The 26,119-nt window shown below is 67.6% G+C and carries 19 protein-coding genes and 1 tRNA gene; 11 read left to right on the forward strand and 9 right to left on the reverse strand.

The features are described from left to right. Positions 1 to 41 precede the first annotated feature (41 nt). The 6 genes from GGQ80_RS07315 (at position 42) to GGQ80_RS07340 (ending at position 4,482) form a co-directional block, all read left to right on the forward strand. On the forward strand, positions 42 to 1,406 hold the full coding sequence (locus tag GGQ80_RS07315) for an aldehyde dehydrogenase family protein (protein ID WP_183983236.1): 1,365 nt from the start codon (positions 42 to 44) through the stop codon (positions 1,404 to 1,406). A gap of 41 nt (positions 1,407 to 1,447) precedes the next feature. Beyond that, positions 1,448 to 2,182, forward strand: coding sequence for a TlyA family RNA methyltransferase (locus GGQ80_RS07320; RefSeq protein WP_183983237.1), 735 nt, complete (start codon positions 1,448 to 1,450; stop codon positions 2,180 to 2,182). A gap of 94 nt (positions 2,183 to 2,276) precedes the next feature. Then, on the forward strand, positions 2,277 to 2,828 hold the full coding sequence (locus tag GGQ80_RS07325; protein ID WP_246346930.1) for a TspO/MBR family protein: 552 nt from the start codon (positions 2,277 to 2,279) through the stop codon (positions 2,826 to 2,828). A gap of 1 nt (position 2,829) precedes the next feature. Further along, positions 2,830 to 3,072: an accessory factor UbiK family protein gene (locus tag GGQ80_RS07330; protein WP_183983238.1), complete on the forward strand. Its 243-nt coding sequence runs from the start codon at positions 2,830 to 2,832 to the stop codon at positions 3,070 to 3,072. A 94-nt stretch (positions 3,073 to 3,166) separates the two neighbouring features. Continuing rightward, on the forward strand, positions 3,167 to 3,673 hold the full coding sequence (locus tag GGQ80_RS07335) for a type III secretion system chaperone family protein (RefSeq protein WP_246346931.1): 507 nt from the start codon (positions 3,167 to 3,169) through the stop codon (positions 3,671 to 3,673). Continuing rightward, positions 3,670 to 4,482 carry a pyrroline-5-carboxylate reductase dimerization domain-containing protein gene (locus GGQ80_RS07340; RefSeq protein ID WP_183983240.1) on the forward strand — a complete coding sequence of 271 codons (813 nt, stop codon included), beginning with the start codon at positions 3,670 to 3,672 and terminating at the stop codon, positions 4,480 to 4,482. Before GGQ80_RS07335 ends, GGQ80_RS07340 begins: the two co-directional genes overlap by 4 nt. Positions 4,483 to 4,528: 46 nt before the next feature. On the opposite strand, the gene GGQ80_RS07345 is transcribed toward GGQ80_RS07340, so the two are convergent. Beyond that, positions 4,529 to 4,966, reverse strand: a complete 438-nt coding sequence (locus GGQ80_RS07345) for a PEGA domain-containing protein (RefSeq protein ID WP_183983242.1) — start codon at positions 4,964 to 4,966, stop codon at positions 4,529 to 4,531. A gap of 175 nt (positions 4,967 to 5,141) precedes the next feature. After that, positions 5,142 to 5,630 carry a MarR family transcriptional regulator gene (locus GGQ80_RS07350; RefSeq protein WP_183983407.1) on the reverse strand — a complete coding sequence of 163 codons (489 nt, stop codon included), beginning with the start codon at positions 5,628 to 5,630 and terminating at the stop codon, positions 5,142 to 5,144. Positions 5,631 to 5,688: 58 nt separating this feature from the next. Between GGQ80_RS07350 and GGQ80_RS07355 the strand changes: the two genes are divergently transcribed. From GGQ80_RS07355 to GGQ80_RS07365, 3 genes are all read left to right on the forward strand, one after another. Beyond that, positions 5,689 to 6,807 (forward strand): branched-chain amino acid aminotransferase, encoded by a 1,119-nt coding sequence (locus GGQ80_RS07355; RefSeq protein WP_183983244.1) that lies wholly within the window; start codon positions 5,689 to 5,691, stop codon positions 6,805 to 6,807. A 52-nt stretch (positions 6,808 to 6,859) separates the two neighbouring features. Then, positions 6,860 to 6,934, forward strand: a tRNA-Gln gene (locus GGQ80_RS07360). Positions 6,935 to 7,198: 264 nt separating this feature from the next. Continuing rightward, complete coding sequence (locus tag GGQ80_RS07365; protein ID WP_183983245.1) at positions 7,199 to 8,998, forward strand: tyrosine-type recombinase/integrase; 1,800 nt, start codon at positions 7,199 to 7,201, stop codon at positions 8,996 to 8,998. A 90-nt stretch (positions 8,999 to 9,088) separates the two neighbouring features. Here GGQ80_RS07365 and GGQ80_RS07370 read toward each other — a convergent pair whose 3' ends face one another. Then, a complete protein-coding gene (locus GGQ80_RS07370; protein WP_183983247.1) occupies positions 9,089 to 15,184 on the reverse strand; it encodes an HTH domain-containing protein in 6,096 nt (2,031 codons plus the stop codon). Positions 15,185 to 15,699: 515 nt separating this feature from the next. On the opposite strand from GGQ80_RS07370, the gene GGQ80_RS07375 reads away from it, so the two are divergent. Both GGQ80_RS07375 and GGQ80_RS07380 read left to right on the forward strand, forming a co-directional pair. After that, positions 15,700 to 16,392, forward strand: a complete 693-nt coding sequence (locus tag GGQ80_RS07375) for a hypothetical protein (RefSeq protein WP_221364235.1) — start codon at positions 15,700 to 15,702, stop codon at positions 16,390 to 16,392. A 34-nt stretch (positions 16,393 to 16,426) separates the two neighbouring features. Then, entirely contained in the window at positions 16,427 to 17,626 is a 1,200-nt protein-coding gene (locus tag GGQ80_RS07380) for a helix-turn-helix domain-containing protein (RefSeq protein ID WP_183983251.1), read from the forward strand. A 116-nt stretch (positions 17,627 to 17,742) separates the two neighbouring features. Here the strand turns inward: GGQ80_RS07380 and GGQ80_RS07385 are convergent, their stop codons facing one another. The 6 genes from GGQ80_RS07385 to GGQ80_RS07410 all read right to left on the reverse strand — a co-directional run bounded on the left by GGQ80_RS07385 (position 17,743) and on the right by GGQ80_RS07410 (position 26,041). Continuing rightward, entirely contained in the window at positions 17,743 to 18,177 is a 435-nt protein-coding gene (locus GGQ80_RS07385; protein WP_246346932.1) for a hypothetical protein, read from the reverse strand. After that, complete coding sequence (locus tag GGQ80_RS07390; RefSeq protein WP_183983253.1) at positions 18,174 to 19,763, reverse strand: NERD domain-containing protein; 1,590 nt, start codon at positions 19,761 to 19,763, stop codon at positions 18,174 to 18,176. The genes GGQ80_RS07385 and GGQ80_RS07390 overlap by 4 nt, the downstream gene beginning before the upstream one ends. Before the next feature lie 344 nt (positions 19,764 to 20,107). After that, positions 20,108 to 20,359, reverse strand: coding sequence for a hypothetical protein (locus GGQ80_RS07395; RefSeq protein ID WP_183983255.1), 252 nt, complete (start codon positions 20,357 to 20,359; stop codon positions 20,108 to 20,110). An 18-nt stretch (positions 20,360 to 20,377) separates the two neighbouring features. After that, on the reverse strand, positions 20,378 to 23,641 hold the full coding sequence (locus GGQ80_RS07400) for an error-prone DNA polymerase (protein WP_183983257.1): 3,264 nt from the start codon (positions 23,639 to 23,641) through the stop codon (positions 20,378 to 20,380). Further along, entirely contained in the window at positions 23,641 to 25,428 is a 1,788-nt protein-coding gene (locus tag GGQ80_RS07405; RefSeq protein ID WP_183983258.1) for a Y-family DNA polymerase, read from the reverse strand. The genes GGQ80_RS07400 and GGQ80_RS07405 overlap by 1 nt, the downstream gene beginning before the upstream one ends. Next, positions 25,346 to 26,041 (reverse strand): ImuA family protein, encoded by a 696-nt coding sequence (locus GGQ80_RS07410; protein WP_343050928.1) that lies wholly within the window; start codon positions 26,039 to 26,041, stop codon positions 25,346 to 25,348. The genes GGQ80_RS07405 and GGQ80_RS07410 overlap by 83 nt, the downstream gene beginning before the upstream one ends. Positions 26,042 to 26,119 lie beyond the last annotated feature (78 nt).

Genomic DNA, 26,119 nt, shown 5'->3' on the forward strand with positions numbered 1-26,119 from the left:
ACCGGTGGAATTGGCGCCATGGCGTCACCAGATGACAGCGCATGACCTTCTCGATTAACCCTGCCACCGGCGAGACGCTCGCCACGCATTTCTTCGACGACGATAGCGCGATCGACGGCGCGCTTGACCGGGCGGCGGCGGCGCAGCGACGCTGGGCCGAGATCCCGATCGGCGAACGCGCGGCGGCGATCGGAAAGGTCGCCGCCGGGCTGCGCAGCGAGGTGGAGACGCTGGCGCAGACGATCACCGCCGAGATGGGCAAGCCGATCGAACAGGCGCGGGCCGAAGTCGAGAAATGCGCGGTCCTATGCGACTGGTACCGGGCGAACGGCGCCGCGCTGCTCGCCGACGAGGCGATCGATGTCGGCGGCGATGGCGAGGCGCTGGTCGCGTGGCAGCCGGTCGGCGTCGTCTATGGCGTGATGCCATGGAATTTCCCGCTGTGGCAGGTGCTTCGCGCGGCGGTGCCGATCCTGCTCGGCGGCAACGGCTTCGTCCTGAAGCATTCGGACAATGTCCAGCTCTGCGCACGCCGGCTGATCGAAGTGATGGAGGGGGCGGGTCTGCCCGCGGGTCTGATCGTCAACCTTCACGTTCCGACCGAGCAGGTGACGGCGATCGTCGACGACCCGCGGATCGCGGCGGTGACGGTGACGTCCGGTCTCGGCGCCGGATCGGCGATCGCGGCGGCGGCGGGAGCGGCGCTCAAGAAATCGGTGCTGGAACTCGGTGGATCGGACCCGTTCGTGGTCCTCGCCGATGCCGATATCGACAAAGCGGCAGAGGCGGCGGTGAAGTCGCGCTATCTCAACACCGGCCAGGTGTGCATCGCGGCGAAGCGGATCATCGTCGAGCGCGCGATCCTCGACGATTTCACCCGCCGCTTCATCGAACGCACCGAGGCGCTGGTGATGGGCGATCCACGCGACGAGGCGACGTTCCTGGGGCCGTTGGCGCGTGAGCGCGGTCGCGACGCGCTGCAGGCACAGGTCGAGAAGAGCATCGCCGAGGGCGCGGTGCTGGCGCTCGGCGGCAAGCCTGCGGCGGGCGTCGGCAGCTTCTATCCGGCGACGGTGCTGACCGGGGTGACGAGCGCGATGACGGCGGCGCGCGAGGAGCTGTTTGGGCCGGTGGCGGCGATCATGGCGGCGGCGGATGCGGAAGAAGCGATCGCGATCGCGAATGCGAGCGACTACGGCCTGTCCGGCGCGCTCTGGTGCGGCGATCCCGAGCGTGCGCGACGGCTGGCGCGCCGGATCGAGGTGGGGGCGACCTTCGTCAACGGCATCTCGGCGTCGGACCCGCGGGTGCCGATCGGCGGAATGAAGCGGTCGGGCTATGGCCGCGAGCTGGCGTGGTTCGGACCGCGTGAGTTCGCCAATCCGCATCTGATCTGGGCGCGGTAACGGGGCTGGGCGTTCGCCGCCGACGCCCGTAAGAAGCGGCCATGGCCAAGCAGCGCGCCGATCAGATGCTCGTCGACCGCGGGCTTGTCGAAAGCCGGACGCGGGCGCAGGCGCTGATCATGGCGGGGCTGGTGTTCGCCGGTGACCGAAAGGTCGACAAGCCGGGTCAGGCGCTTGCCGACGATGTCGCGCTGGAGGTGAAGGGGCGCGATCATCCCTGGGTGTCGCGCGGCGGGATCAAGCTGGCGCATGGCCTCGACCATTTCGGCTGGGACGTCGCCGGTGCGGTGGCGATCGACGTCGGCTCGTCGACCGGCGGCTTTACCGATGTGCTGCTGTCGAAGGGCGCCGCGCGGGTCTATGCGGTCGATAGCGGCACCAATCAGCTGGCGTGGAAGCTGCGCCAGGACGAACGCGTCGTCGTTCACGAACAGACCAGCGCGCGCATCCTGACCGCGGCGCACATCCCCGAGCCGGTCGACCTGATCGTGTGCGACGCCAGCTTCATCGGGCTGGCCAAGGTGCTCGAACGACCGCTCAGCTTCGCCAGGCCGGGAGCGCGGCTGATGGCGCTGATCAAGCCGCAGTTCGAGGCGGGGCGCGAGGAAGTGGGGAAGGGCGGCGTCGTGCGCGATCCCGTGGTCCATGCGCGCGTCTGCCGCGAGGTGGAGGACTGGGTGGCGTCGAGCGGCTGGCGGGTCGATGGAGTTGTCGAGAGCCCGATCACCGGCCCCGAGGGCAACGTCGAATTCCTGATCGCCGCCGTCCGGATATGAACCATCGCGGCTGGCGCGCGGCGACTTTACGCGGCGCGCCGAGCCGTGCCATGTCTGTGAAGGCAATCACGATGGTTGTTAGGGGATTGGCGGGTTGAGCGAGATCGCGTCCAAGGGGCAGTTGCGCATGTCGTTCGTGCGCTGGGCGCTGGTCTGCGTGCCGCTGATCCTGTTGCTCGGCTTCGCCAGCGGGCGCTCGGTGCCGGCCGGCAACGAGAATGCCTGGTACATGATGCTGGCCAAGCCATCGGTGACGCCGCCGGGCTGGGTATTCCCGATCGCCTGGACGACGCTGTACGTGCTGATGGGGCTGGCGCTGGCGATCGTCATCAACGCGCGCGGCAATCGCTTTCGGCGGTTGGGGATAGGGCTGTTCGCCGTGCAGCTGGCGCTCAACCTCGCGTGGACGCCGTTGTTCTTCGGTGCGCATCAGGTGTGGGCGGCGCTGGCCGTGATCGTGCTGATGCTGGTCGCCGGAATCGCGACCACGGTGGTGTTCGGCCGCATCCGCAAGGCCGCGGCGTGGCTGATGGTGCCGTATCTGGTGTGGATCAGCTTCGCCGGCATGCTCAATTGGCGCATCGCCCAGCTCAATCCCGATGCGCAGAGTCTTGCGCCGGCGGCGCGAACGTCCCAGATGCTGTGACATGCAGACCGATAACCGCCTCTTCGACGATTTCGTGAAACTCGTGAACGGCGCCGCCGGCACGCTGGCCGGGGTCGGTCGCGAAGCCGAGGCGGGCGCCCGTGCCCGCGCCCGCGAATGGATGGGCGGCATGGACTTCGTCAGCCGCGACGAATTCGAGGCGGTGAAGGCGATGGCCGTCGCCGCGCGCGACGAGGCTGATGCGCTGAAGGCGCGGCTCGACGCGCTGGAGGCGAAGGGCTGACCATCCTGCGCTTTTCCACAGTTTTTTCGACAGGGTTGTCGACACGTCTTGTCGCCTCGGCCGCTTCGCGTCACGCATCGGCCATGAGGGACGCATGATGCTGGATCAGCACGACCAGGAACAGGACGACGCCGCACCGATCGACATGCTCGAAGCCTATTATGGCGCGCATGGCTGGGAATATGAGCGGCACGATGATGAGATCGTCGCTACGGTGAAGGGCAGCTGGGCAAGCTACGAGCTGCGCTCGCTGTGGCGCGAGGACGATAGCGTCCTGCAATTCCTCGCCTTTCCGGACATCAAGGTTACCGAGGATCGCCGTGCGGCGGTCTATGAGACGCTGGGGCTGGTGAACGAGCAGCTGTGGATCGGCCACTTCGAACTATGGTCGGCGTCGGGCATCCTGCTCTATCGCCATGCCGCGATGATCGACGGCGGTGACGACGGCACGATGTCGCTCGGTGCCGCGGAATTGCTGGTCGAATCGGCGATTGAGGAGTGCGAGCGCTTCTATCCGGTGTTCCAGTTCGTGCTGTGGGGCGGCAAGTCGCCCAAGGACGCGATCGCCGCGGCCCTGATCGAGACCCAGGGCGAGGCGTGAGCGACCCGTTTCCGAACGGCGGCGCGGTGTGGCTGATCGGCTGCGGCGCGATGGGCGGCGCGATGCTGTCGCGCTGGCTGGAGGCCGGGCTCGATCCGGCGCGGGTGACGATCGTGACCCGCAGCCCACGCGAGGTTCCCGAAGGGACGAGGCATCTGACGTCGCTGCCGAGCGGCGAGCAGCCGGCCGCGGTCGTGCTGGCGATGAAGCCGCAGCAACTGGGCGAGGTCGCACCCACGCTGGCGGGCGTCGAGATCGGGCTTCTCGTATCGATCTTGGCAGGCGTCGATACCGAGACGCTGGCGCGACGTATTCCGGCCCGCGCAGTGCTGCGCGCCATGCCCAACCTGCCGGTGGCGATCGGGCGCGGGGTAACGGGGCTTTATACCGACAGCGACGATCCCGCCGTACGGGCGACCGGCGATGCGCTCGCGGCGCCGCTTGGGGTGGGCGAATGGATCGACGACGAGGCGCGGTTCGATGCGGTCACCGCGCTGGCGGGGTCGGGACCGGGTTTTCTTTTCCGCATCATTGACGCCTTCGCCGCGGCGGGCGAGCGGCTTGGCCTGCCGGCCGATCAGTCGCTGCGGCTGGCGATCGCCACCGTCGACGGGGCGGGACGGATGGCGGCTGCGGCCGGTGCATCGCCCGCGATGCTGGCCGATCGTGTCGCCAGCAAGGGCGGCTCGACGCGCAAGGGCCTCGACGTGCTCGATCGCGACGGCGCGCTGGTCGCGCTGCTGACCGATACGCTCGCCGCTGCCGAACGCCGCAACGCCGAGATGGCGGCGGAGGCGCGGCAGGGCTGAGCGCCAGGAGGGGCGCGGCGCCGACCCGACGCCGCATCCGTCGCGGTCAGTTGCTGCCGGACGTCGGCGTGGTGGTGGCCGCAGCCTCGCTGCCGGCAGGTGCCGGATCGAGCTTCACATCGAGCGCCTTGGGATAGAAGCTGTTCAGCGATCCGTTCGTCCCATCGACGATACCGCCGATGATGCCGCCCGCCAGGATGTTGCCCGCCGCAGCCGCCCCGCCGCCGCCACTGACCTTGCTTTCCACGGTTTCGGTCTTGGTGACATAGCCCGGCTTGCTGATCGTCGCGGTGAAGCCGTTCTTGCGCTTGATCTTCAACTTGCACGGCGTGACGCAGGTCTGGCCCGTCGACAGTGCGACATCGGCCGCCGGCGGCATCGACGTGATGGTGTACTTGCCCTTCGTTCCGCGAACCACCGTGGCACAGCCCGGCAGAAGCGACACGACTACCAGCGCGGCAAGCGCGCGCGACCCAATTATCATGATAAACCCCCGGAAAACAACGGCACCTTACAATACCGTCGCCGAGAATTGCTGCAGCTTATCTTAAAGACAAGTTTTCGCTCGCTACCAAACACTGGACGCGTAGTCGGCTGATCTGGCAAGCAATTGGCACTACGGCCAAATATTTATTTTATTGCAAAACTGTGACCGCAGTTCAGCCGCCAAGTCCTTCGACCATGTAGCGCTCTTCCTCGGGGATCATCCCTTCGAGAACCGCCCAATAACCCGATACCGCCTGTTGCCCGGCGCGGGCATAGGCAGCCGACATCTTGATGCGTACCGCCTCGAACAGGTCGCTTTCCAGCTTGGCGCCGGCGTCGGTGAGGCGGAGGAGCCGCTGTCGGCGGTCGCGCTCGCCGGGGCGGGCGACGACGAGGTTGCGGTCGGTCAACTCATTGAGGACACGTCCGAGCGACTGCTTGGTGATCGCCAGCAGCGACAGCAATTCGCTGACCGTCAGGTCCGGTTTGCGGGCGATGAAATACAGCGCCCGGTGATGGGCACGGCCCAGCCCCTGCGCCGCCAGGCCCTCGTCGACCGAACGGGTCAGGTGACCGTGACCGAAGTACAGCAGCTCCATGCCGCGGCGGAGCTCGGGTTCGCGAAGGAACTGGGCGGAGGCGGAAGGTGCTGCGGCAGCCATGTTGACCGGTGTAGCCATCGGCCCTACGCGTCCGCAACCCCCGTCGCCAGAGAGTGTGATGCAAAGTGCCAGTCTCGCGGGCGAAAGCCTGCCTTCGCCGTCGTTCCGCTTCGAGCCCAGCGCCGCCCCGGTAACTGCGAGCGAGCGCGCCGCGCAGCTGGTCGATCCGGGCTTCGGCAAGGTCTTCACCGACCATATGGCCCTGATTAGGTGGAGCGAATCCGACGGCTGGCATGATGCCGCGATCACCGCGCGGCGGCCGCTGACGATCGATCCGTCGATGGCGGTGTTGCACTATGCGCAGGAAATCTTCGAAGGGCTGAAGGCGTATCGCACCGCCAATGGCGGCACCGTGATGTTCCGACCCGAGGCGAACGCCAAGCGGTTTCGCGATTCGGCGCGGCGGCTGGCGATGCCCGAGCTGCCCGACGAGCTGTTCCTCGAATCCTGTCGCCTGCTGGTGAAGACCGAGGCCGACTGGATTCCCACCGTGGAGGGCGGCGCCCTGTACCTGCGCCCGTTCATGATCGCGAGCGAGGCGTTCCTGGGCGTCAAGCCCTCCGCCGAGTATCTCTACATGGTGATCGCTTCGTCGGTCGGCGCCTATTGGAAGGGCGGCGCGCGGGCGATCTCGGTGTGGGTCAGCGAAACCTATGCGCGGGCTGCCGCCGGTGGCACGGGCGCTGCCAAGTGCGGTGGCAACTACGCCGCCAGCCTGGTCGCGCAGGCCGAGGGTATCCGCGAAGGCTGCGATCAGGTCGTCTTCCTCGATGCCGCCGAGCGGCGCTGGGTCGAGGAACTTGGCGGCATGAACATCTTCTTCGTGTTCGACGACGGCACGCTGCTGACGCCGCCGCTGACCGGTACGATCCTGCCGGGCATCACGCGCGATTCGATCATCCAGCTGGCGCGCGATCAGGGGCTGGCGGTGCGCGAGGAGCTGTATTCCTTCGAGCAGTGGCGCGCCGATGCCGGCAGCGGCCGCCTGACCGAGGCGTTCGCCTGCGGCACTGCGGCGGTCGTTACCCCGATCGGCCAGGTCGCCTCGGCGCACGGCCGTTTCACGATCGGCAGCGGCGGGACCGGGCAGCTGACGCAGCGAATGCTCGACAGCCTGACCGCGATCCAGCGTGGCCAGGCGCCTGACCCGCACGGCTGGCTTTCGCCGGTCGCCTGAGGCGGGAAGGGCTTTTCGTTTGAGCGCGCGGCTCTATAAGGCCGCGCTCTGCTGGGGCGTCGCCAAGCGGTAAGGCACCGGTTTTTGGTACCGGCATTCGCAGGTTCGAATCCTGCCGCCCCAGCCAATCTTCTGTTTTCAGTCTTTAGAACGGCGGAAATCCGCGATTTCAGCCGGCGGAATGCTTGGCTGGGCCGGCACTGTCTCAAGTCGCTGTATCAAGTGGCTGTCACAGGTGCCTATGTCGCTGCCGTCCAACGTCTACCGCCGTGGCGCCGTCTACTGGTGGCGCCGAACGCTGCAATTGTGCGATCCGGCCTCAAAACCTATAACCCTTGGACTTAGCCTCCTGACGCGGGAGCTGAGGATCGCACGCGGGCGGGCTGCGGCGATGACCGCGCGCAGTGAGACGATCCGGATGAGCCTGTATACGCGTATCGCCGAGGACGGCCTTTCAGCTGACCAGCAGCATCGTCTCTTCATCGGCGAGATGACGCTTTATCGTAATGCGCTCGCCCACGAGGTCGCTCGATGGGAGGCCGAGCCTCAGCTGCGCGATCTTTCCGATAGTGATCGCGACCTCCAGGCGTTCGAGGCCCTATGGGGTGCATTTGCTCGAACCGGGATCGTCGATGCGCCCTCGGCGGAGTATGCCGCCGAGCACTTTCATGATTTGGATGAGGAGGAGCAAGGCCGACTCCGTCGGCTGATCCGGGAGACGCCCGGCTTCCGCACCAACTTCGCAGCCGAGACCTCCGCGGCTATGGCTCGGGTAGGGGTATCGCCCACCGCAGCCAACCTGCCTTTGGGAAGCAAGCTGGTCATGCTCGCTCGAATGACGGGGGCTTGGGCGTGCCGAAACGGCGTTGAGGTTACATCGGCGCTCGAAAGCCGCATGCCAGCCTCGGTCACAGCTCCGGCCACCCTCCCACGGGAAAGCAGCCTTGCGACGATCCCGGATGCGGAAATTACACCGGAATGGCGATACCTCACGCCGACGCAGGTCGCGGAAAAGATGATCGCCGAGACGCCAAAGATGTTTGAGCATCGTAATGGCGGAAAGCGTGCGAGCGAGCAGACCGGCGAGCAGACTTTGAGACAGATCCGCTGGGCTGCATCGCTGCTGGAGCGTTCGACGCCAGCCGGTCAGCCTTTGTGGAAGCTCTCGATGGCGGATCTGAAGGAGTTGGATAGCTGGTTCGACCGCCTTCCTATCAGCTTTGGCAAGTCACCAACGGATCGTCGAGACGACATGACGTTGGCCATGGCTCACGAACGTGCGCTTGTCAGATTGGAAGAGGGTGAAATAAGCGCAGAAGAAATCGGCCTTGTGATCCCAACCTGCAACAAGCACTATCGAAAGATCGCGCAAGTCCACGCTTTCTTGGTTAACGCCCTTCCCCAAATTGCTACGCTCGACTTCGGCAAGTTCATTCAACCCGACCGAAAAGACGAGCGCGCCGCCCGTCTGCGCTATACCGTCGCCCAAGGTCGAGCTATTTTCTCGCTGCCGCCGTGGACGGGATGCGCCGGAGAACATGATCGGCTCACGGCGGGCAGGGCCGTGATCCAAGACAGTCTGTTCTATGTTCTGCTTCTTGTATGGTACACTGGTGCCCGGCGGGAAGAAATTTGTAAGCTCCGGCTCGTCGATATTGACGTCGTCGACGGCATCCATTTTTTGCGGATCGCAAGTACTGAGACTGGTCGGGTTAAAAATATGACCTCCGAGCGGTGCATCCCCTTGGCCAAGGAAATTATGCGCCTCGGTTTCGTTCACTATGTCGATGCACTAAAGGTTGCTGGTGAAACCCTGCTGTTCCCGGAACTGGAACCGGCAGATGGAACGAAACGCAAGCGTGGCGATGTATTCTACAAACTTTGGTGGATATATCTCAAGCCGCTGGTACCAGATCTTACTCGCGGGCAGGCCATGCATTCCGCCCGTCACATGGTGAGTGACGAATTGAAGCAGCAGGCGATCTTCCTAGAGTTCCGTAACGACCTTCTCGGCCACAAGACTGCTGGTGGCGAGGGAGCCAGCCGCTATCCTTCAGCCGCAGCTCTGAAGACGGTGTTGGGTCTCGTGAACCGCATCCCCGTCGTCACCGATCATCTTTCGGAGGTGACTGCCGAGTCCATAACATTGTTGAAGCCTGACCTGCGTAGGCAACGACCCTCCCGCAATTAACGCTCATCTAACTGCGACTAGCGCATCGCTGCGGGATAACGAACTTTCGGCTTGGAGCGCGGACTTGAGATAAGCTGACGTTCGTTTAGGCTACTCGCCGAGCAACGCTCCCGACCTGATCGCCTCGAGCCCACCAGCCAGTGCTGGCCGAGCATTCTCTAGCAGCCCGATCACACCGGCGAGTTGGGCGAACTCGCTCTGGTTCAGCCCGGAGTTGGCCAGCTGCCGCAGGTAGCGGCCGAGCGTGTCGGTCCGCTCGCCATCCGCGAGCGCCGCGCTGGCCGTGACGAGGAGCTGGACGGCGACGGGAACGGTGAGCTTGAGGTCGGCGCGGCGCCCGATGACCCGGTCGGCCACGCCGTCGGCCAGTGTGGTCAGCCGCCAGCGCGCCGCGACCTGGATCGCGATCATTGCCGTCGTCGCGCGGCCCTCGCCGGCGGCTTGGTCGACGTGAGCCAGCGCCCGCTCCTCCAGCGCCGTGGTGTCTGCCGGCGGGACGCAGCCCCAGATGAAGCCGAACAGCAGCGAGTCCGCCTCTTCCCCGCTCGCGCCGTCTAACGCCTCGACTGCCTCGCCACCATCCTCGGCCGCGACCGGCCGCACGTTGCCGAACTCGTCCAGCGGACCGGGTAGCCGGAGTCCCAGGCCCATACCGCGCGTCGCGAGGATCCCCGACCGGGCCGAGACGATCTCTGCCCAGCGGTCGGGACGCTCCTCGACCGGGACCGACTCTATGACCATCGCCGCGCGACGCGTCACGTTCGCAGCAATGGCGCTCGGGACCAGCCATTCGCGCGCCCAGACTGGCGCGTCCCACCGGTCGAGCGCGCCGCCGAGCGCCCACGTGTTAGCCGACCAGCGCCGTGCTGCGGCGAGCAGCCCCGCCCGGTCGACGTTGAAGCGATCGAGTGCGCGGCATGTGTGGCCGGCGTGTGCGAACGCGAGGGTCCGGCGGAACGCGGCGGGCGAACCGGCGAGCGCCCCCTGGTCGAGCGCCGTCAGGGCGACGGTCGCGGTGATCGCGAGCAGCTCGGCCGACGCGTCGATCGTTCCCTCCTCGCCGAGCAGACGGTCGAGCGCGACCGTCGCCGCCTCACGGCACGTCGCGTCGCGAGCGCGGCCGGCGAGTACGGCGAAGCCCGCTAGCTTGCTGAACGGGTCCGCCTCGCCTGACAACGCGACACCCAGCGCCGCGACGTCGGCGTCGCCCATGCCCTCGGTCATTGTGGCCAGCGGCAGGTCGGGTGAGACCGCCAGCGTCGCTGACGCGCCGATCGCCGACGCGGCGTGCCGCGTCCCGGCGGTCGCCTCCGCCAGCGCGGTCAGCGCGCCCGGCAGCGACCCGTCGCCCAGTTCCGGGTCGAGCAGGTTGCCTAGGTAGGTGGGTGACGTCGCCACGAGGTCGCCAAAGGCGAGTTCGTTCTGAGCGCCGACGCGTTCCACGAACGCCTGAGCCGTGGCGTTCAGTTCGGTGAACAGGGAGGTGAACGTCTCCACGGTCGGCTTCTCCGACCCGAGCAGCGCGCGCCAGCGCGCAGCCCTGACCGGTGACAGCGTGCGGTTGGCCGTCAGCCGTTCGAACGTGCGAAGGCGCATGTCGGTGTCGTTGGCGAAGAGCCCCGCCTCTCCGAACCCCACCGACCGTCCTTCGATAGTGGCGGTGATCCCGCCGTCCTCCCGGCGGGCGGGGTTGGTCGCGAGCGGCCGGCCCTCCGAATCGACCAGCGTGGCTGAGCTGTCCGCGAAGGCGTCGTCGAGAAACGTCACGAGGGCCTCGACCGCTACGTCGCGGTCGGCGATGACCACCTCATCCTTCTCGAAGCCGAGCGCTCGGCGGGCGTCGGCGCGCTCGGTAACCCTGTCGAGCAGCGCGGGCGGCAGGTGGCCCGCGATCATGCGGCGGACCTCGACGGCGGCCATGTTCACCTTCGTGCCGGCGACCTCCTCCACCAGATCCTCCTGCATAATCAGGAAAAGTTTCACGCGGTCCACCACTGTTTCGAGTGCCGCGAGGTCGCGCCCCTCCAGTCGCGGCGCGACCACCTCCGCCCACCATTCGTGGTAGGCCTCCAGCCGATCCGCCGGCACGTTCATCGGCGTCGCGAGTAGGGCGTGCATGGTGGCGGTCGTGGCGACGCCCCAAACTCGGGCGTCGTCCGAACTCTCCTTGGCGGCGAGGCCGGCCGCGACGGGGATCATGGCGAACAGCCGATCGGCGGCGGTCTTCGCCACGACGACGTCGGGCAGCCGCGCCCAGCAGGCCCTGATCGCCTGCGCGATCGCGACGACCGCGTTCTCAAGCCAGAGCCGGTCCGCCGGCAGGCTTACCGCGCCACGCACGATGGGCAGGTGAATGGAATTGCGGATCGCCCGGAGAGGACGCGGGGCACCCTTGCTCCAGTCGCCGGCCGCCGCGGCCTCGAACACCTCCTCCGCCTCGACCGGAATCAGCGCCACGCCGGCCTCCCGCAGCTTGCGGCGAGCCGACGCGCGCCTCGCCGCGTCGATCGCGCCGGTGCGCTGGAGGTGGTCGATGACGTCGAGCGGCGATGCGACCGGCCGGCTCGTCCCTGCGGCGTCGGTGAAGTGGCCATGGCCGTTCACCATGCGGTCGCCCGAGACGAGGACGTCCACGGGCGAGCCGTCCTGGAGCAGCGAAACCAGGGGCGTCATTTCGAGATCCCGCCCCGACGCCTCGTTCTCCCCGCGCCTGTTCCGCCGGAAGGGGCCAAGCAAAGCCTTGCCCGAGGCGAGCGCCGACGAGATCGTGCGCCGAACAGCCTCGATCGCGCGCTCCAGCTCAGTGGAGCGGCGCTGACCGGCGATCTCGGCTTCCGCGATGCGGACGGCGTGGGCGTCGACGTGGAGCTCCACGCCGGCGGCGACCAGCGCGTCGAGCAGGCCGCAGTCTTCGAGCGCGTTGACGGCGACACCGTCGAGCACGAGCGGCCGGTCAAGGTCGATGTCCGGCTCGCCGGGCCCCTGGCCGCCCAGCAGGGAGACGCGGCCAAGCGCGTCGGCAGCCTCCTGCGCCGGGATCTCGCCGCGCCTCGCCAGCGCGTTCACTACCGCGTCGGGACTCGAAAGCCTGTCGACGAACGGCGCCGGATCGCGCTCGCGCTCGCCTAGAGAGCCCGGCTCGTGCAGGGGGAAGGTGTGCACCAGGCGTGCGTCGAGCGTCTCGGCGGACCGGTGAAGGTGGGCGACGTCGTCATTTCCGGCCGCTTCGTCGAGCACGCGGAGCGCGCCCGAGTCGACGAGCGACTTGACTCTGATCGCCTGCTCCACGCGCGCGGGCTGCGCGCGGTGCGCCTGCTCGAGATCGTGCAGGAGCAGAGGTAGGGTTCCCGCCGGGATAACGATTCCGGGGGCGTGGTCGAGCGTCTCCTGAAGCAGGCCGCAGAGCTGAAGCGCGAGGATGGCCGCCGGATCGAGGCCGATGCGGGCGGCGCCTCCGAGGTCGAGCGGCGCGCGGTTGCCGGCAACAAGCGGCAGGCAGAGCCGTACGCGGGGCGGCAGGGCGACGTTCTCGGCGAGGCGTGCGAGGATCAGCTCCGAGATGGTGGTGCCGAGCGGTCGGGCGGCCAGCGTGATCGGCAGCGTGCCTGACAGGATCATGCGGTCGAGCTCGGCGGCCCTCGCCTGGCCCTCGTCCCGCATCCTGATCACCTCGCGCAGGCTGCCCTTCTGGAGCGGACCGTCGTCGCCCGAGGCGGCGATGGCGCGCCTTAGCCAGTCGCCGGCCTCGGCTCCCCAGTCGGTCCCTCGACGGACGGCGAGGGTGTAGGCCTGCACGAGGATGGATGGGTCGTCGGGCTCGCGCTCCACGGCGGCGCGTGCCAAGTCGTCGGCTATGGGGTTGCCCGCGGCGTGGGCGATGTCCGCGGCCTGCAGGAGCTGCTGCGCGTCGCGGTGCTCGCGGCGCTCGAGATCCTGCGCGACCAGGGGCGCGAGCCGGTGCCAATCGCCGCCCTCGATTTCGATGTTGATCGCCAGCTGCCTGAGGCTCGGCCGGTCCGGGGCGTCCGCGCGAAGCGCGTCGGTTGCGGTGCGCGCCTCGTCCAGGCGGCCGCCCCGGTAGAGCCGCCAGGCAGCGTGCTCGCGGAGCGCCGGCCTAGTCTCGACGACGTCGCCGAGCTCGTCGAGGAACGCGTCCAATTCGGCGTCGCTACCGGCGTTGAACAGCGCGCGGCAGGCCAGCGCGGCATCGTCCGTCCTGCGCCGCTCGCGCCAGAGCCTGATGGCGTAGTCGGCAGTGCGGTCGTCGTCCGCCTCCGCGAGCGCCTGAACCAGGAAGTGGAGCTCGGTCTCGGATCCACTCGCTTCGTAGGCGGTAAGCCGGACCGCCACCTGATTCGCGCCCTCCTGCTCGGCAATGACGAGCTCTAGTCGGGAAGCGGGCTCGGGTCCGAGCGCCTCGGCGGCGGCGGCGAGCCTCTCGCGCGCTTCCCCGGTCCGCCCCTTGCGGGCGAGCACCTCGACCTCCAGGCCGTGCGCTATCTCAGGCGGTAGCAGCCTGGCGGCCCGCTCGCGGTGCCCGTCGATGAGTTGGAGGATCGCGTCGCCATCGTCGCCGCGCATGGCGAGCTGGAGCGCGGTCATGAAGTGGGCGTCCGTCCAGCCGCCCAGCGCAGCCGCCCGGTCTAGCTCGGCCCGCAGGTGTCGCTCGTCGAACCTGAGGCCGTGCTCTATCGCGATCCACGCGACGTCGAGCGCGGTCGCCGGATCTGCGAGTCTTCCGAGGAGCTCGACGCGGGTTGTCTCGCGGATGCTGGCGTCCGCCGAGCCGAGCGCGAGGTAGGCCCGGGTGGCCTCCACCGTCTCCATGAACTCGGGCGCGCGCAGTCGGGGCGCCATCGCCTTCAGGGCTTCGAGGTCGGCGAGGGCGGCGGTGCGCAGCCGTTCCCCCTCCGGGTCGTCGCGCAGGTGGTTCGTCCGCGGAAACTGGCCGGCGTTCTCGAGCATGCCCTCCCGACGACCCTCGGGCACCATCAGCGTGATCCGCAGGCGGGCGCGATGGAACAGCAGGACCGGGTTCTCGGCCACGTGTTCCCCGTCGGCGGCGTCGAGAATGGCCTCCGCGTCCTCCCATCGTCCCGCCTCGGCGAGCCAGGTCGAGACCATCGGGAGCATGAAGCCGCCGAGCGAGGTGGCCGGGGCATGGCCCGGCTGCACCTCCAGCGCGCGCTCCCGACCGTCGCGCCCGGCGATGGCCTCCAGGATCATCCCAACCGATGTCCGGTCGCTCCGCCGGTCGAGGAGCGCGATGGCGGTCGTCCAGTCCTTTCGCACCAGCGCCACCCGCGCCCGGTCGGTCGCGAGGTCGGAGGCGCCGATCGCCTCGGCCGCCGCGATGAGCTCGTCGGCCTCATCGGGCCGCTCGGCGCGGGCGAGCAGCTGCGCCGCTAGCCGCACGGCGGCGATACGGGCTTCCCGCGGTGCGGAGGCGAGATCGCCGTTGCGCGCCCTCTTCGCCAGCGCCGTCACGCGCCCGAGCCTCGCCGGGTCGTCTATCGACCTCGCGGCGGTCTCGAGTTCCACCTCTCGCTGGAGGTGGTCGCCGATGACGTCGACCGGCACGCGCGCCAGCGCGGCGCCTTCCGTCCTGATCAGGTTGCGCAGGATCTCGGGCTGGCCGTCCAGCCTGGCGCCCACGTCGCGCACCTGCTCCTCGATGCGGTCCGCCCTGGCGTTGGTCACCTGGATGCCGAGCCGAGCGTGGGTCGGCAGCTTGGCGTCGACGGTGAACGCGAGGAACGCCACCGCTTGATCGAACATCGCCTCGCCGTACCATTCGCCGTCGCCGGTCGCCGCGGCGTATGCAGCGGTTGCCTCCCGGCGGTCACCGCCGTCTTCGCCGGCGCCGACAACCAGTGCGAAGGCTGCCCGCTTGAGGCGCGCGCGGACGGCGGGATGCCTCAACCACTCGCGCACCGGTTCGTCGCCCAGCGCGACCGGCGGGTCGGACAGGGCGCTCTTAGCGAGCTGGACGACCCGGCTGGCGAGAGTCGCGGCGTCGCCCGTCAGCACGTCGAGCGCGGACTCCAGCTCCCGATCGACGGTCGCCGGATCTGGCGCGTCGCCGGCCGCAGCCCCGCGAACGTGCCATTGCTCGCGTGCCGCCTTGAAGGCCGGCAAAGCGAAACCTTTCAGGCTCTTAACCGTGTTCCACGGTCCGATCGACACGCGTCCTGATCCTCGCTGCTACTACTACCTATCTAGGTGCGACGCGGTCCCGGTTCACCCCCGCGCAAGCGCAATGTAGCTCATCTCTTCTCTCCTCGTCAGATATCACACGGGTCGAATTGCCGTGTGTGGCGCGCACCCTGAAGTAAGCTGCCCCGGCGTCGGCACATTGCCCGACTTCTATGCGCGCGTGGGTTTGGCGGATGCGCTGGTGAAGCACCTCGCGGTGCGGTCCAGCTTATGGTGAACTACAGCGGAGTGGGGCTCACCTCTTCGCTGAACGGACGATCGCTTCCGCAAAGCCAAAATTTTTGTCGAGAATCTGAGTGTGGGTCAGCCAGGGACGGAGAGGGCGGCGGTTCACGACCAATACGAGCCGTTCCAAAGCAGTGGCAGCAATGTCCGCTCGCTCTCGAACTTGCCATTACCGACGAATGCAACGCCAACAGAAGAGGGGTTGCAACCGCCGAACGAAAGTTTATACGTCGTTTGTCATAGATACGAAAGTGCGTCAGATGCCGCATCGACCCCTTGTTCCGCTTGATCTGCTGACCCGCTCAGACGACGTAGAACAGCTGTTGCGGTTCTTTCAGGCGCTCGAAGAGGAGATTGTCGCGGCAACCGCTGATGCGGTCCGAACGATTCCCCAGGCGAACGTGCCGTCCGCAAAGCAGGCGCGAGGCACGTTGCGGCGTCATTTCATGGAGCGGGCGGTCCGCGCCGCCGGAGCTCGGACGGCTCTTGAAGTCGGCACCAGCTGGACCACGCCTGCAACCTGGAGCTACCCGACGGTTCGGATCGGTGCTTTCACCCTCGTCCTTGGTTTGGTTTTCAGCCGCTACAACGGCGCGCCGCGCCAACTCCGAACGCGGTCCTCTTATGTGAAGACGTTGTGCGCCCGTAACGCACCGCTCGATCCCCAAGGCGCGCTTTTCGAACCAGCGGCGGGTGCTGTGTCCACGCTTATCCCTGACGGCGCTTTCGGCGGCCTCATCGTTTCAGAACACAACGCAGCGACGCCGGAAATTCCTTCGTTTGTAGGTTTGTGGGTGCCATCGACTGACCTGAAGCAGCGCTATCACAGCTACTCGTTCGAGCAGATCATGGGGTATTTGCGCGAGAAGATCGCGGGTATGAAGAAGCCCGTTCGCAAAGCCGTACAGCGCAAGCTGCCGAAACTCAGGAAAAAGCCCGCACCCAAGAAGTGACGGTTGGGAAGGGTTCGTATGAACGGGATGCATCATGCCCGGCGTTGAGGGATTCGTGCCAGCGCGGCTTCGCATGGCGCGCGGCGCGCGCGCACTTCGACAGAAGGAACTGGCCGAGCTGGTCGAGCGGGCCGACACGACGATCTCGAAGTGGGAGAGCGACGATCACGACCAGAAGCCCGACCCTGCCGTTCTGCCACGTCTCGCGGAGGTGCTCGGAGTCGAGGTGAGCTGGTTCTTCAAGCCGGTCGACCGAGCGAAAGGCGCTGCCTTCTTCCGCTCGATGAAGTCGGAACTGGGGCGCATGCGGGACAAGGCCGAGGCGAAGCTCGGTTTTGTCGAGGCGATCGACAATGCGTTGAGCGAGCACGTCGAACTGCCGACTGTCGATGTTCCGGACCTGATCGGCGATCGCGATTTCCGGACGCTGCGGATCGCGGACATCGAGCATTATGCGCGCGCACTGCGCGAACATTGGTCGCTTGGCGAGGAGCCGATAGAGGACCTTCTGCTGGTGATCGAGAACGCCGGCATCGTCGTTGCCCAGGACGAGATCGGTTCGACTAAGCTCGACGGGGTTTCGCGTTGGGCCGAGAATGGCCGACCCTACATTCTTCTAGCGCGGGATAAGAACGTCGGTGTGCGCCGCCGTTTCGATGCTGGTCACGAACTCGGGCACGTCGTCCTGCATCGCCGAGTCAGTCCTCAGAAACTGGCTGAACATTTCACGCTCATCGAAGAACAGGCCATGGCCTTCGCCGGCGCCTTCCTGCTGCCCGAATCCTCGTTCGGCGACGACGTCTACTCGTTGTCGCTGGAGGCGCTGCTCAGCATCAAGCCCAAATGGAAAGTTGCCGTCGCCGCAATGATCAAGCGCCTGGCCGCAATGGAACGCATCACGCCCGAATACGAGCGGCGACTCTGGCAGTACTATAGCTATCGGCGCTGGCGCGGGTTTGAGCCCCTGGACGGCGAGCTGCCGGTTGAGCAGCCCCATAATCTTGCTGCGTCGATTGAAATGATCCTCGATGAGGGCATCGTCAGTCGCGCCGACCTCGTTCGAGAGATCGGACTCAGCGCTGCGGACATCGCGAATCTGAGCGGACTTTCGGAGGAATATCTGTCTCCAGTGCCGCCGAACTTGGTGCGACTGAAACCGTCGATGCGTGTCGTTGGCGCGCGTACGGATGGGGATGCTGAAATTGTGTCATTGAGCGATCGGCGCAAACCTTGATTAGCTTCGCTGCAGTCGTTTGCGCCCCACACCTGGTGAAGATGCCGCGTGCGCCATGCCGGTTGGCAACCGGCCCAAGTCTCGACCCCCGGAAACGGCGCCATCGATGCCACAAGTCAGTTCTTGATGAGATGCGACCAAGCGACCGCCTCGTCCAGCACCGCATGCGCCTCGGCGACCAGCACCCTGTCGCGATCATATTGCCCCTCGGGCCCGCCAACGAACTTCTCGCCGTGATGATAGCTGTTGCGCACGCGGCAGACCCCCTCGATGATCAGACTGTGGACATTGGTCAGCGGCGTCGGGATTTCGGGCGACCATCGCAGGTCGGCTAGAAGGCGGCGGGGCGGTTCGCCAATCAGAGTCTTGGCGATTTCTTTGTCGATCATCGCCTTGAAGAATGCCGGCCCGAGGTCGCGGGCGAAGGCATCCCAGTCGGCCTCGGCGACGTCCCGCTTGGGGCGCAGATAGCCTGAGCGCTTCAGGCAATATTCGACGTGCGCGAAGGTTCTCGTGAAAGCGCGGGCAAGGTCGTGCGGATCAGACATCATGCCGCCCCCCAATTGTCTTCCTCATACTCCGGCGGCTCAGGCGCTCTTTTGGGAGGTGCCGCCTTCGAGAGTGGCGGAAGACTGCCGTCGCCCGGGGTGAAGTGATGGCTATAGGCATCGATCAACTTCTTCTCGCCGGTGTCGATACAGGTTTTCCATACGTCCTGGGGACCGCGCAGATCGATCGTGTAGCGGCTCGGCTTCAGCGCGGCCTTGGTCTTTTGGAACAGTGCGAGCATCTCATCGCTGATCGGGGCGCTGGTCCAGAACTCGAAGTGGCACGGCAGGTTCTGCCATTCGGAATGCTGGCGGATATAGGCATAGGCGACCGGGACATTGTGCTGGAGCCAGCGCTTGAAAAGGTCGTCGGGAATGATCGAGCGCGGCGTGTAGCCTTTGCATTCGATCGCGATCAGCCGCTGGTTCTGCCGCACGACCAGCACATCAATCTCGGCTTTCCCCTTGTCGGCGACCTTGAATACGCGGTTCATAGTGACCTCGCCGAGGAAGGTCCGTTTGGCGATGTCTGCGGTTATGTATTCGAACAGCGCGCCGCGGAGCTGATTGGCCGCGCCGCCGATCTTACCGAGTGTCCGAAAGAGGTGGTCGAACTTCTCGGAATCGAAGGAGGCGTAAGCCGCCTCGGTCAGCGCACTGGTCAGCTCGCGCAGGGCTTCCGCCACTTCGGCACCAAATAGCGATTTAGGCGTGGCGGCGATGATGCCGGCCGCCCGCAAAGCGACAAAGGCATCCTTGTGGAAGCGGTCGGCGACGAGGATCTGAATGCAGGAGCCGACATTACGCAGCGCGCGAAGCGTGGCGCATTTGCGGATGAAGGGCGCGGCGCCGGCGAGTGTGATGTCCCCGGCTAGATTGACGTCGCAAACGACAAAGCCGGGCTTGGGCTCGCCCTCGCGGCTGAACCGGACGACCGCGCCGAGATAGGAGGGGGCGCTCAGGTCCCAGACGAAGGTGCCGACCTGAGGCAGCTTCTGGTCGGTGCGGGTGTTAACGAGATGGTAGCTGGCGATGCCGAGCTTCCGTAGCCAGTCGCGGACCGCCGTGAGGAGAATATCCTCGGTGATCGTGCGCGTGCGCATTTCAATGGCGCCGATCTTGTAGAATTCATCGTCTTGGACAAGTGCCACGCATTCACCGACGCCCGACACCGCGACGGTCTTGACCAGCCCGGCTTCGGTCAGTCGCTGGAGCACGGTGTCGGCGGAGAGATGCTTGAGTTGGCGGACGGGCGATCCGCAGATGATCGGAAACTGGTGCGCCGGCACCATGCCGCGATGCTGCCTGAGAGCCGAGATTGCGTAGCCGAGGGCCGAGTTGTTGGCGATGAGGGTGGCGGCCAGCTTGTACCAGTAGGTCGGGGATCCGAACTGCTGTTCGAGATACATGAAGCGGGCGTTGCGCGGGAAGGGAATGCCGGCGAGCTTGCGGACGTTTCCACGTGCGCGCGACAGGCGCTGGCGCGCGGCTGTCGGGGAGATGCCTGCACGCTCGGCCAGCCTGGTCGCTACTTCGCTTGACAGCAAAGGCCCATAAAACTCGAGAATGGCTTCGATCGGATCACCCATCAGCTACCCTGTGTCACACTGCGCATTTAATAACATGACTACATGTGCTCGTCTCGCTTTTTCACATCCGGGCAAAGTGTATTGAAAAGATTGGATTATTTTTGACTTCCGCCGAGGGCATGAGCGTGCTCTGTCACAGTGATCTGTCACAGTGATCTGTCACACGGGTCGTAATTCAGCCTCCGCGCGCGCCATCCTGGCGGCAGAAACGGAGGATAATGACCAAGCCTCCCGTTCGACCGCTTCGCCGAGTAGCCCGGAGCGGTCTTCTGCTCACATGAACGGATGGCAGGTTTCGGATGCTGCATTGGGGGTGCTGAACGGCTGGAAGTGGTTCATTCGGCCTATTTAAGCCTGAGCTGGCGCAGTATCCCATTCAACGCTGCGGTGCAGCCTTGCGCCCGGCCAATGTCGTGATCGGTAGCGGCGGAGTTCCAGAACATGTCGAGCGGCCAGCGCTCCGGGCAGTGGGCGATCAGGCAGCGCAGGGCGAGGCGGACCTCGATCGTGTCGACCTTGCCGCGCCCCGAGCGGGCGGCGGCGGCGCGCAGGATGTGGAGCGACAGGTCGATGATGATCCGCTGGTGGCGCGACATGGCCGATCGATCGGCCGATCAATGGAAGTCGCGGGACTTGATCCGCACGACCGCCTCCGGGTCCATGCCGTTGGCGTGCGGCGGCCAATAGCTGTCGCGCGGGCCGGGTCGCCAGCCGGCATCGCCGCGGTCGGGGCTGCCGGCATGGCGCGCGCCGTCGCCGCGGCCCGTGGCATGCGGGAAGTCCATCTGCCCGACCTGGGCGAGGAGCGCGCCATGGTCGATGATCCGGTCGCAGATGACGTGGATCACCTGCCCCTCCTTCTGCACGCGACCCTTCATCCCGATCATCGCGGCCGACATGACGGTGCGGCGCTGCGCCTCGAACCGGTCGGGCCAGAGGATGCCGTTGGCGATCCCCGTCTCGTCCTCGATGGTGATGAAGAGGACGCCCTTGGCGCTGCCCGGCTTCTGGCGGACGAGGATGATGCCGGCGACCTCGACATGGCGGCCGTCCTTGATGTGGGCGAGGTCGGCGCAGCGGATGATGCCGCGGCGGGTGAACTCCTGCCGCAGGAAGGCGAGGGGGTGCGCGCGGAGCGAGAGCTGGAGCGCGCGATAATCCTCCACGACCTCGCGGCCCTCGGTCAGCGGGCGTAGCGAGACGTCGGGCTCCAGCCCCTCCGGGCTGAACATCGCGGCCTGCGCGTCGGCGGCGGCGAAGAGCGGCAGCGGTGCCTCGCCCAGCCCCTTCACCTTCCACAGGCCCTGCCGGCGGTCCTCGCCGAGCGAATGGAAGACATCGGCCTCGGCGAGCCGCTCGATCGCCGCGCGCGGCACGCCTGCGCGCCGCCAGACCTCCTCGACAGACTGGAAGGGCGCGAATCCGCGTGCCGCGACGATCGCAGCGCCATGCGCGTTGGCGAGGCCGCGCACCTGGCGCAGGCCGAGCCGCACCGCGAGATAGCGGCCGCGTGTCGGCTCCAGCGTGCAGTCCCAGCGGCTGGTGTTGATGCAGGCCGGTCGCACCTCGACGCCATGCTCGCGCGCGTCGCGGACGACCTGCGCCGGCGCGTAGAAACCCATCGGCTGGGCATTGAGCAGCGCGGCGCAGAAGACGTCGGGATGATGGTGCTTCATCCAGCAGCTGGCATAGGCGATCTTGGCGAAGGAGGCGGCGTGGCTCTCGGGGAAACCGTAGGAGCCGAAGCCCTCGATCTGCTTGAACGTGCGCTCGGCGAAGTCGCGGGGATAGCCTCGGCTGACCATGCCCTCGACCAGCTTGTCGTAGAAGTGGCTGACCCCGCCGGTAAATTTGAACGTCGCCATAGCGCGGCGCAGCTGGTCGGCCTCCACCGCGGTGAAGCCCGCGCCGACGATCGCGACCTTCATCGCCTGTTCCTGGAACAGCGGCACCCCCAGCGTTTTCTCCAGCACCGCGCGTAGCTCGGGGCGCGGATAGTCGGGCTTCTCGCGCCCCTCGCGGCGGCGGAGATAGGGGTGGACCATGTCGCCCTGGATCGGGCCGGGGCGGACGATCGCAACCTCGATGACGAGATCGTAGAAGCGCGCGGGCTTCATCCGCGGCAACATGCTCATCTGCGCACGGGACTCGATCTGGAAGGTGCCGAGCGTGTCGGCCTTCTGGATCATGGCATAGACGTCCGGGTCGTCGTCCTGCAGGTCGGCCATGCCGACCCGGATGCCCTTCGCCTCCTCCAGCAGGTTGAAGGCGCGGTTCATGCAGCCGAGCATACCGAGGCCCAGCACATCGACCTTCATGAACTTGAGCGCGTCGATATCGTCCTTGTCCCATTCGATTACCTGCCGGTCGACCATGGCGGCGGGCTCGATGGGGACGAGGTCGTCGAGCCGGTCGTGCGTCAGCACGAAGCCGCCGGGATGCTGCGACAGATGGCGCGGCACGCCAATCAGCTGGCGGGCGAGTTCGAGCGCGAGGCGCAGCCGCCGGTCGCTCATATTGAGGTTAAGCTGCGCGACCTGCTTCTCGCCGACGCCCTCCTGGCTCCAGCCCCAGACGAGGCCAGCGAGCGCCTTGGTCAGGTCCTCGGGCAGGCCCAAGGCCTTGCCGACCTCGCGCACGGCGCCGCGCGCGCGATAGCGGGTGACGACCGCGGTGAGCGCCGCATGGTTGCGGCCGTAGGTGTCGTAGATCCACTGGATGATCTCCTCGCGCCGCTCATGCTCGAAATCGACGTCGATATCGGGCGGCTCACGGCGTTCGCCGGAGACGAAGCGCTCGAAGAGAAGCTCGTGCTTGATCGGATCGATGCTGGTGATGCCGAGCACGAAGCAGACGCAGCTGTTCGCCGCCGAGCCGCGCCCCTGGCAGAGGATGCCGCGGCGCCGGCTCTCGGCGACGATGCTGTTCACCGTCAGGAAGTAGGGCGCATAGCCGAGCTCGCCGATCAGCCGCAGCTCGTGCGCGATCTGGTCGCGATAGGCTTGTGGCAGGCCGCCAGGGAACATCCGCGCCGCCGCGGTCTCGGTCAGCTGTTCAAGCGCGCCTTGCGCGGTCAGCCCCTCGACAACGCGCTCGTGCGGATATTGATAGCTGAGTTCACCAAGGTCGAAGGTGCAGGCGCGCGCGATCGCGGCGGTGGCGGCGATCGCATCGGGGAAGGCGGCGAAGCGCCGCTCCATCTCGGCGGGAGACTTGAGATGGCGGTCGGCATGGCGCTCGCGCCGGTAGCCGAGCGTGTCGACCATGCATTTCTCGCGGATCGCGGTGACGACGTCCTGCAACAGCCGCGCCTCGGGGGCATGGTAGAGGATATCGCCGAGCGCCACTGTGCGGACGCCCGCCTTGCACGCGAGCGTGGCGAGATCGTACAGCCGCAGCGCATCGTCGGGCCGCCGGCGGAAGGCGAGGCCGCAATAGCCGCGCGCGCCGAAGGTCGTGCGCAGTTCGGCGAGCTGCGCCGCGGTCACCGCATCCGCCTCGCCCGGCAGCAGGATCGCGACCAGCCCTTCGCTCCACGCGACGACGTCGCTCCAGCCGAGCGTGCAGCCGCCCTTGCCCGCGCGTGCCTTGCCGAGGGTCAGCAACCGGGTCAGCCGCGACCAGGCGGGCTTGTCGGTCGGGTAGAGCAGCAGCGCGCGGCCGTCGTCGAGGTCGACCCGCGCGCCCGCCATCATCCGCACGCCCGTCGCCTTCTGCGCCTCCCACGCGCGCACCAGCCCGGCGACGCTGCCGCGATCGACGATGCCGAGCGCGCCATGACCCTGCAGCGCGGCGGCGGCGAACAGCTCGTCGGGCGACGAAGCACCACGCAGGAACGAGAAATGGCTCGTCACCTGAAGCTCGACATACGTCGTCATCAGCCGAACAGCCCGTGAAGATACCAGCTGAGATCGCCGGTCGCAGGCTCGACCCCGTCGCCGCGGCGGAACAGCCAGAAGCGCGCGCCGCTCTCGTCCTCGACGCGGAAATAGTCGCGCACCGCCCAGACCTCGCCGTCGCGCCGCCACCATTCGCCATAGATGCGCTCCGGCCCGTCGCCCGCGACCACCGCATGGACCTGCCCGCGCCAGGTGAAGCGGCGCGGCGGCGCGTCGGGGAGGAGGGCGAGCACGCCGCTCAGCGGCTCGGGCCGGCTGAGCAGCCGCACCGGCCGGCGCCATGCCGGCCAGCCGGTCGGCGCGGCGAGCGGAGGCGCACGGCGCACCGCGCGTTCGGGCACGTCGCTCTCGACCGGCGCGGCGGTGAACAGCGCCGCCTCGCCGACCCGGCCGGCGATCTGGTCGACGAGCGTCGCGACATCGGGCACCGCCGCCTCACCGGTCAGGTCGCCCGCCACCGCGGTCGCGCCGAGCTGATCGGTGCGCGTCGCGGCGAGGCGCATCGTCTCGATCCCGTCGCCCGGCTCGATCCGTTCTATACGCAGATGGAACAGGCGGGCGAGGTGCGCGGCGTCGCGGGTCGCGCGCGCGGTGCCGATCGCGAGGCGCTGTTCGCTGCCGTCGATCCGTTCGAGCAGCAGCACCAATGTGCGCACGCCGCGCCCGCGCGCCTGCAACACCAGCATCATGTCGGCGAGAAGGTCGGCGATCACCTGCTCGATCGCCTCGGCGGTGCCGATCGGTTCGAGCAGCCGGCGTTTCGCGACCGGCATCTCCTCGGGCACGACCGGCACGATCGGCTCCGCCACCCGGCCGAGCGCCGCGTCGAGCCGGTTCACGCTGGCGAGCCCCAGCCGCCGCGCGAGCGGTCCGCGCGGCAGCGGCAGGAGGTCGGCGATCCGGTCAAAGCCGAACCGCTGCGCCGCGGTGATCGCGTCGGGGCTCAGCCGCAAGGCGGCGGGGGGCAGCGCACTGATCGCCTGCGCCTCGCCGCCGGTGGGGACGATCGTCACCGCCTCGCGCCCGTTGCGTGCCAGCGCATGCGCCGCGCCCGGCGTTCCCGCCACTGCGACGCGCGCGGTATAGCCGAAGCGCCGGCAGAAGCGGACCAGCCGCGCGCAGAAGCGCGCCTCGCCGCCATGAAGATGCGCCGTGCCCGTCAGGTCGAGCCACAGTCCGTCCGCGCCGCTCGGCGCGGCGGTCGGGGTCCAGTGGCGCACGGCGTGGAGCGTCAGCCCGTCGAGCACCGCTCCATCCGCCACCGGATCGGCGGGGCGGATGTCGAGATCGGGCACCAGGGCGCGCGCCTGGGTGATCGCCATGCCGGGTACGAGGCCGAGCGCCAGCGCCGCGGGGCAGGCGGCGGCGATTACCTGCCGCTGGCCGATTGCCTCGGCAAGGATCAGCGGCACGGCGTGAGCAACCGGCGCAACCAGTCCCGGCTGGCGAGCCGCAACCGTCGCCTGTGCGCGCTTGAACGGATGCTCCGCGGCCTCCGACCGGCGACCGAGTTCGCGCATCCTTGGCTGCTGGTGAAGCGGCAGCGCCGCGGCTTCCTCGGCGATCGCGGCGCGCGCGCTCTCCGCCTGCGCCCAGCGCGCGCCCGGCCGCCAGCCGCCACCCCGCGGCACCGAACAGGCGCCGGGGTCGTCGTCGACCGGCAGCAGCGGCAGCGCGGGCGCGTCAGGCAGCGCGCGCGGTCGCTCCAGCCGCCGCAACCGCTCGATCGCGAGGTGCGGCAGGTAGAGCGAGGCGACCCGTGGCATCGCAAGCCTCCAGTTCGAGGGTGAAGCCCGGCCCGCCGCGCTGGCGGGCGAGTTCGACGGTCCAGCGCGGCCGGCCGACGCCCGGCGCGGGCAGGGGGGCGGACGGTGCGCAGGCAATCCGCCAGCGCGTCATGGCGGCAGAGAGTTCGGTCAGCGGGTCGATGGCCTGACGTCGCCAGCGCCGCGACAGCAGGGCGGGCGTCGCGCCGGTCATGGCGGCAAGCTGGAGCCGGCGACTGGCGACCATGTCCGCGCGCTTCACCTCGCCGACGACGGCGGCGAGCCCGCCATGGCGCAGGGCATCCTCCATCACGGCGAGCACGTCCTTGTCCTCGCGCACCTCGACGAACAGCAGCGTCGCCGGGTCGAGTCCTGCCTGTTCAAGCCCCGGTGCATAGAGGTCGAAGCGGGTCACCGCCCACAGCACGCGCCGGCTTCGATCGGCTGCGGCGCGCGCCGCGATGCCCACCGCAAACAGTGTCGCAGCCGCGTCGTCGCTCAGCGTCGACGTTGCCGGCGATACCTCGTGCAGCCCGTTCAGGGCGAGACCTCCTGCCGCCAGTCGCCCGTCCATCGCCTCGATCCCGAAGGGCAGGATGGCCGTGTCGTCCACGCGCGCAGCGTCGCTGCACTCTCGCAGGAGCGCCTCGGCTTCTTGGCGGCGAAGGGCAGCGGACATCATTGCAGCGAC

It is taken from the genome of Sphingomonas jinjuensis (assembly GCF_014197105.1).
Taxonomy (GTDB): domain Bacteria; phylum Pseudomonadota; class Alphaproteobacteria; order Sphingomonadales; family Sphingomonadaceae; genus Sphingomonas; species Sphingomonas jinjuensis.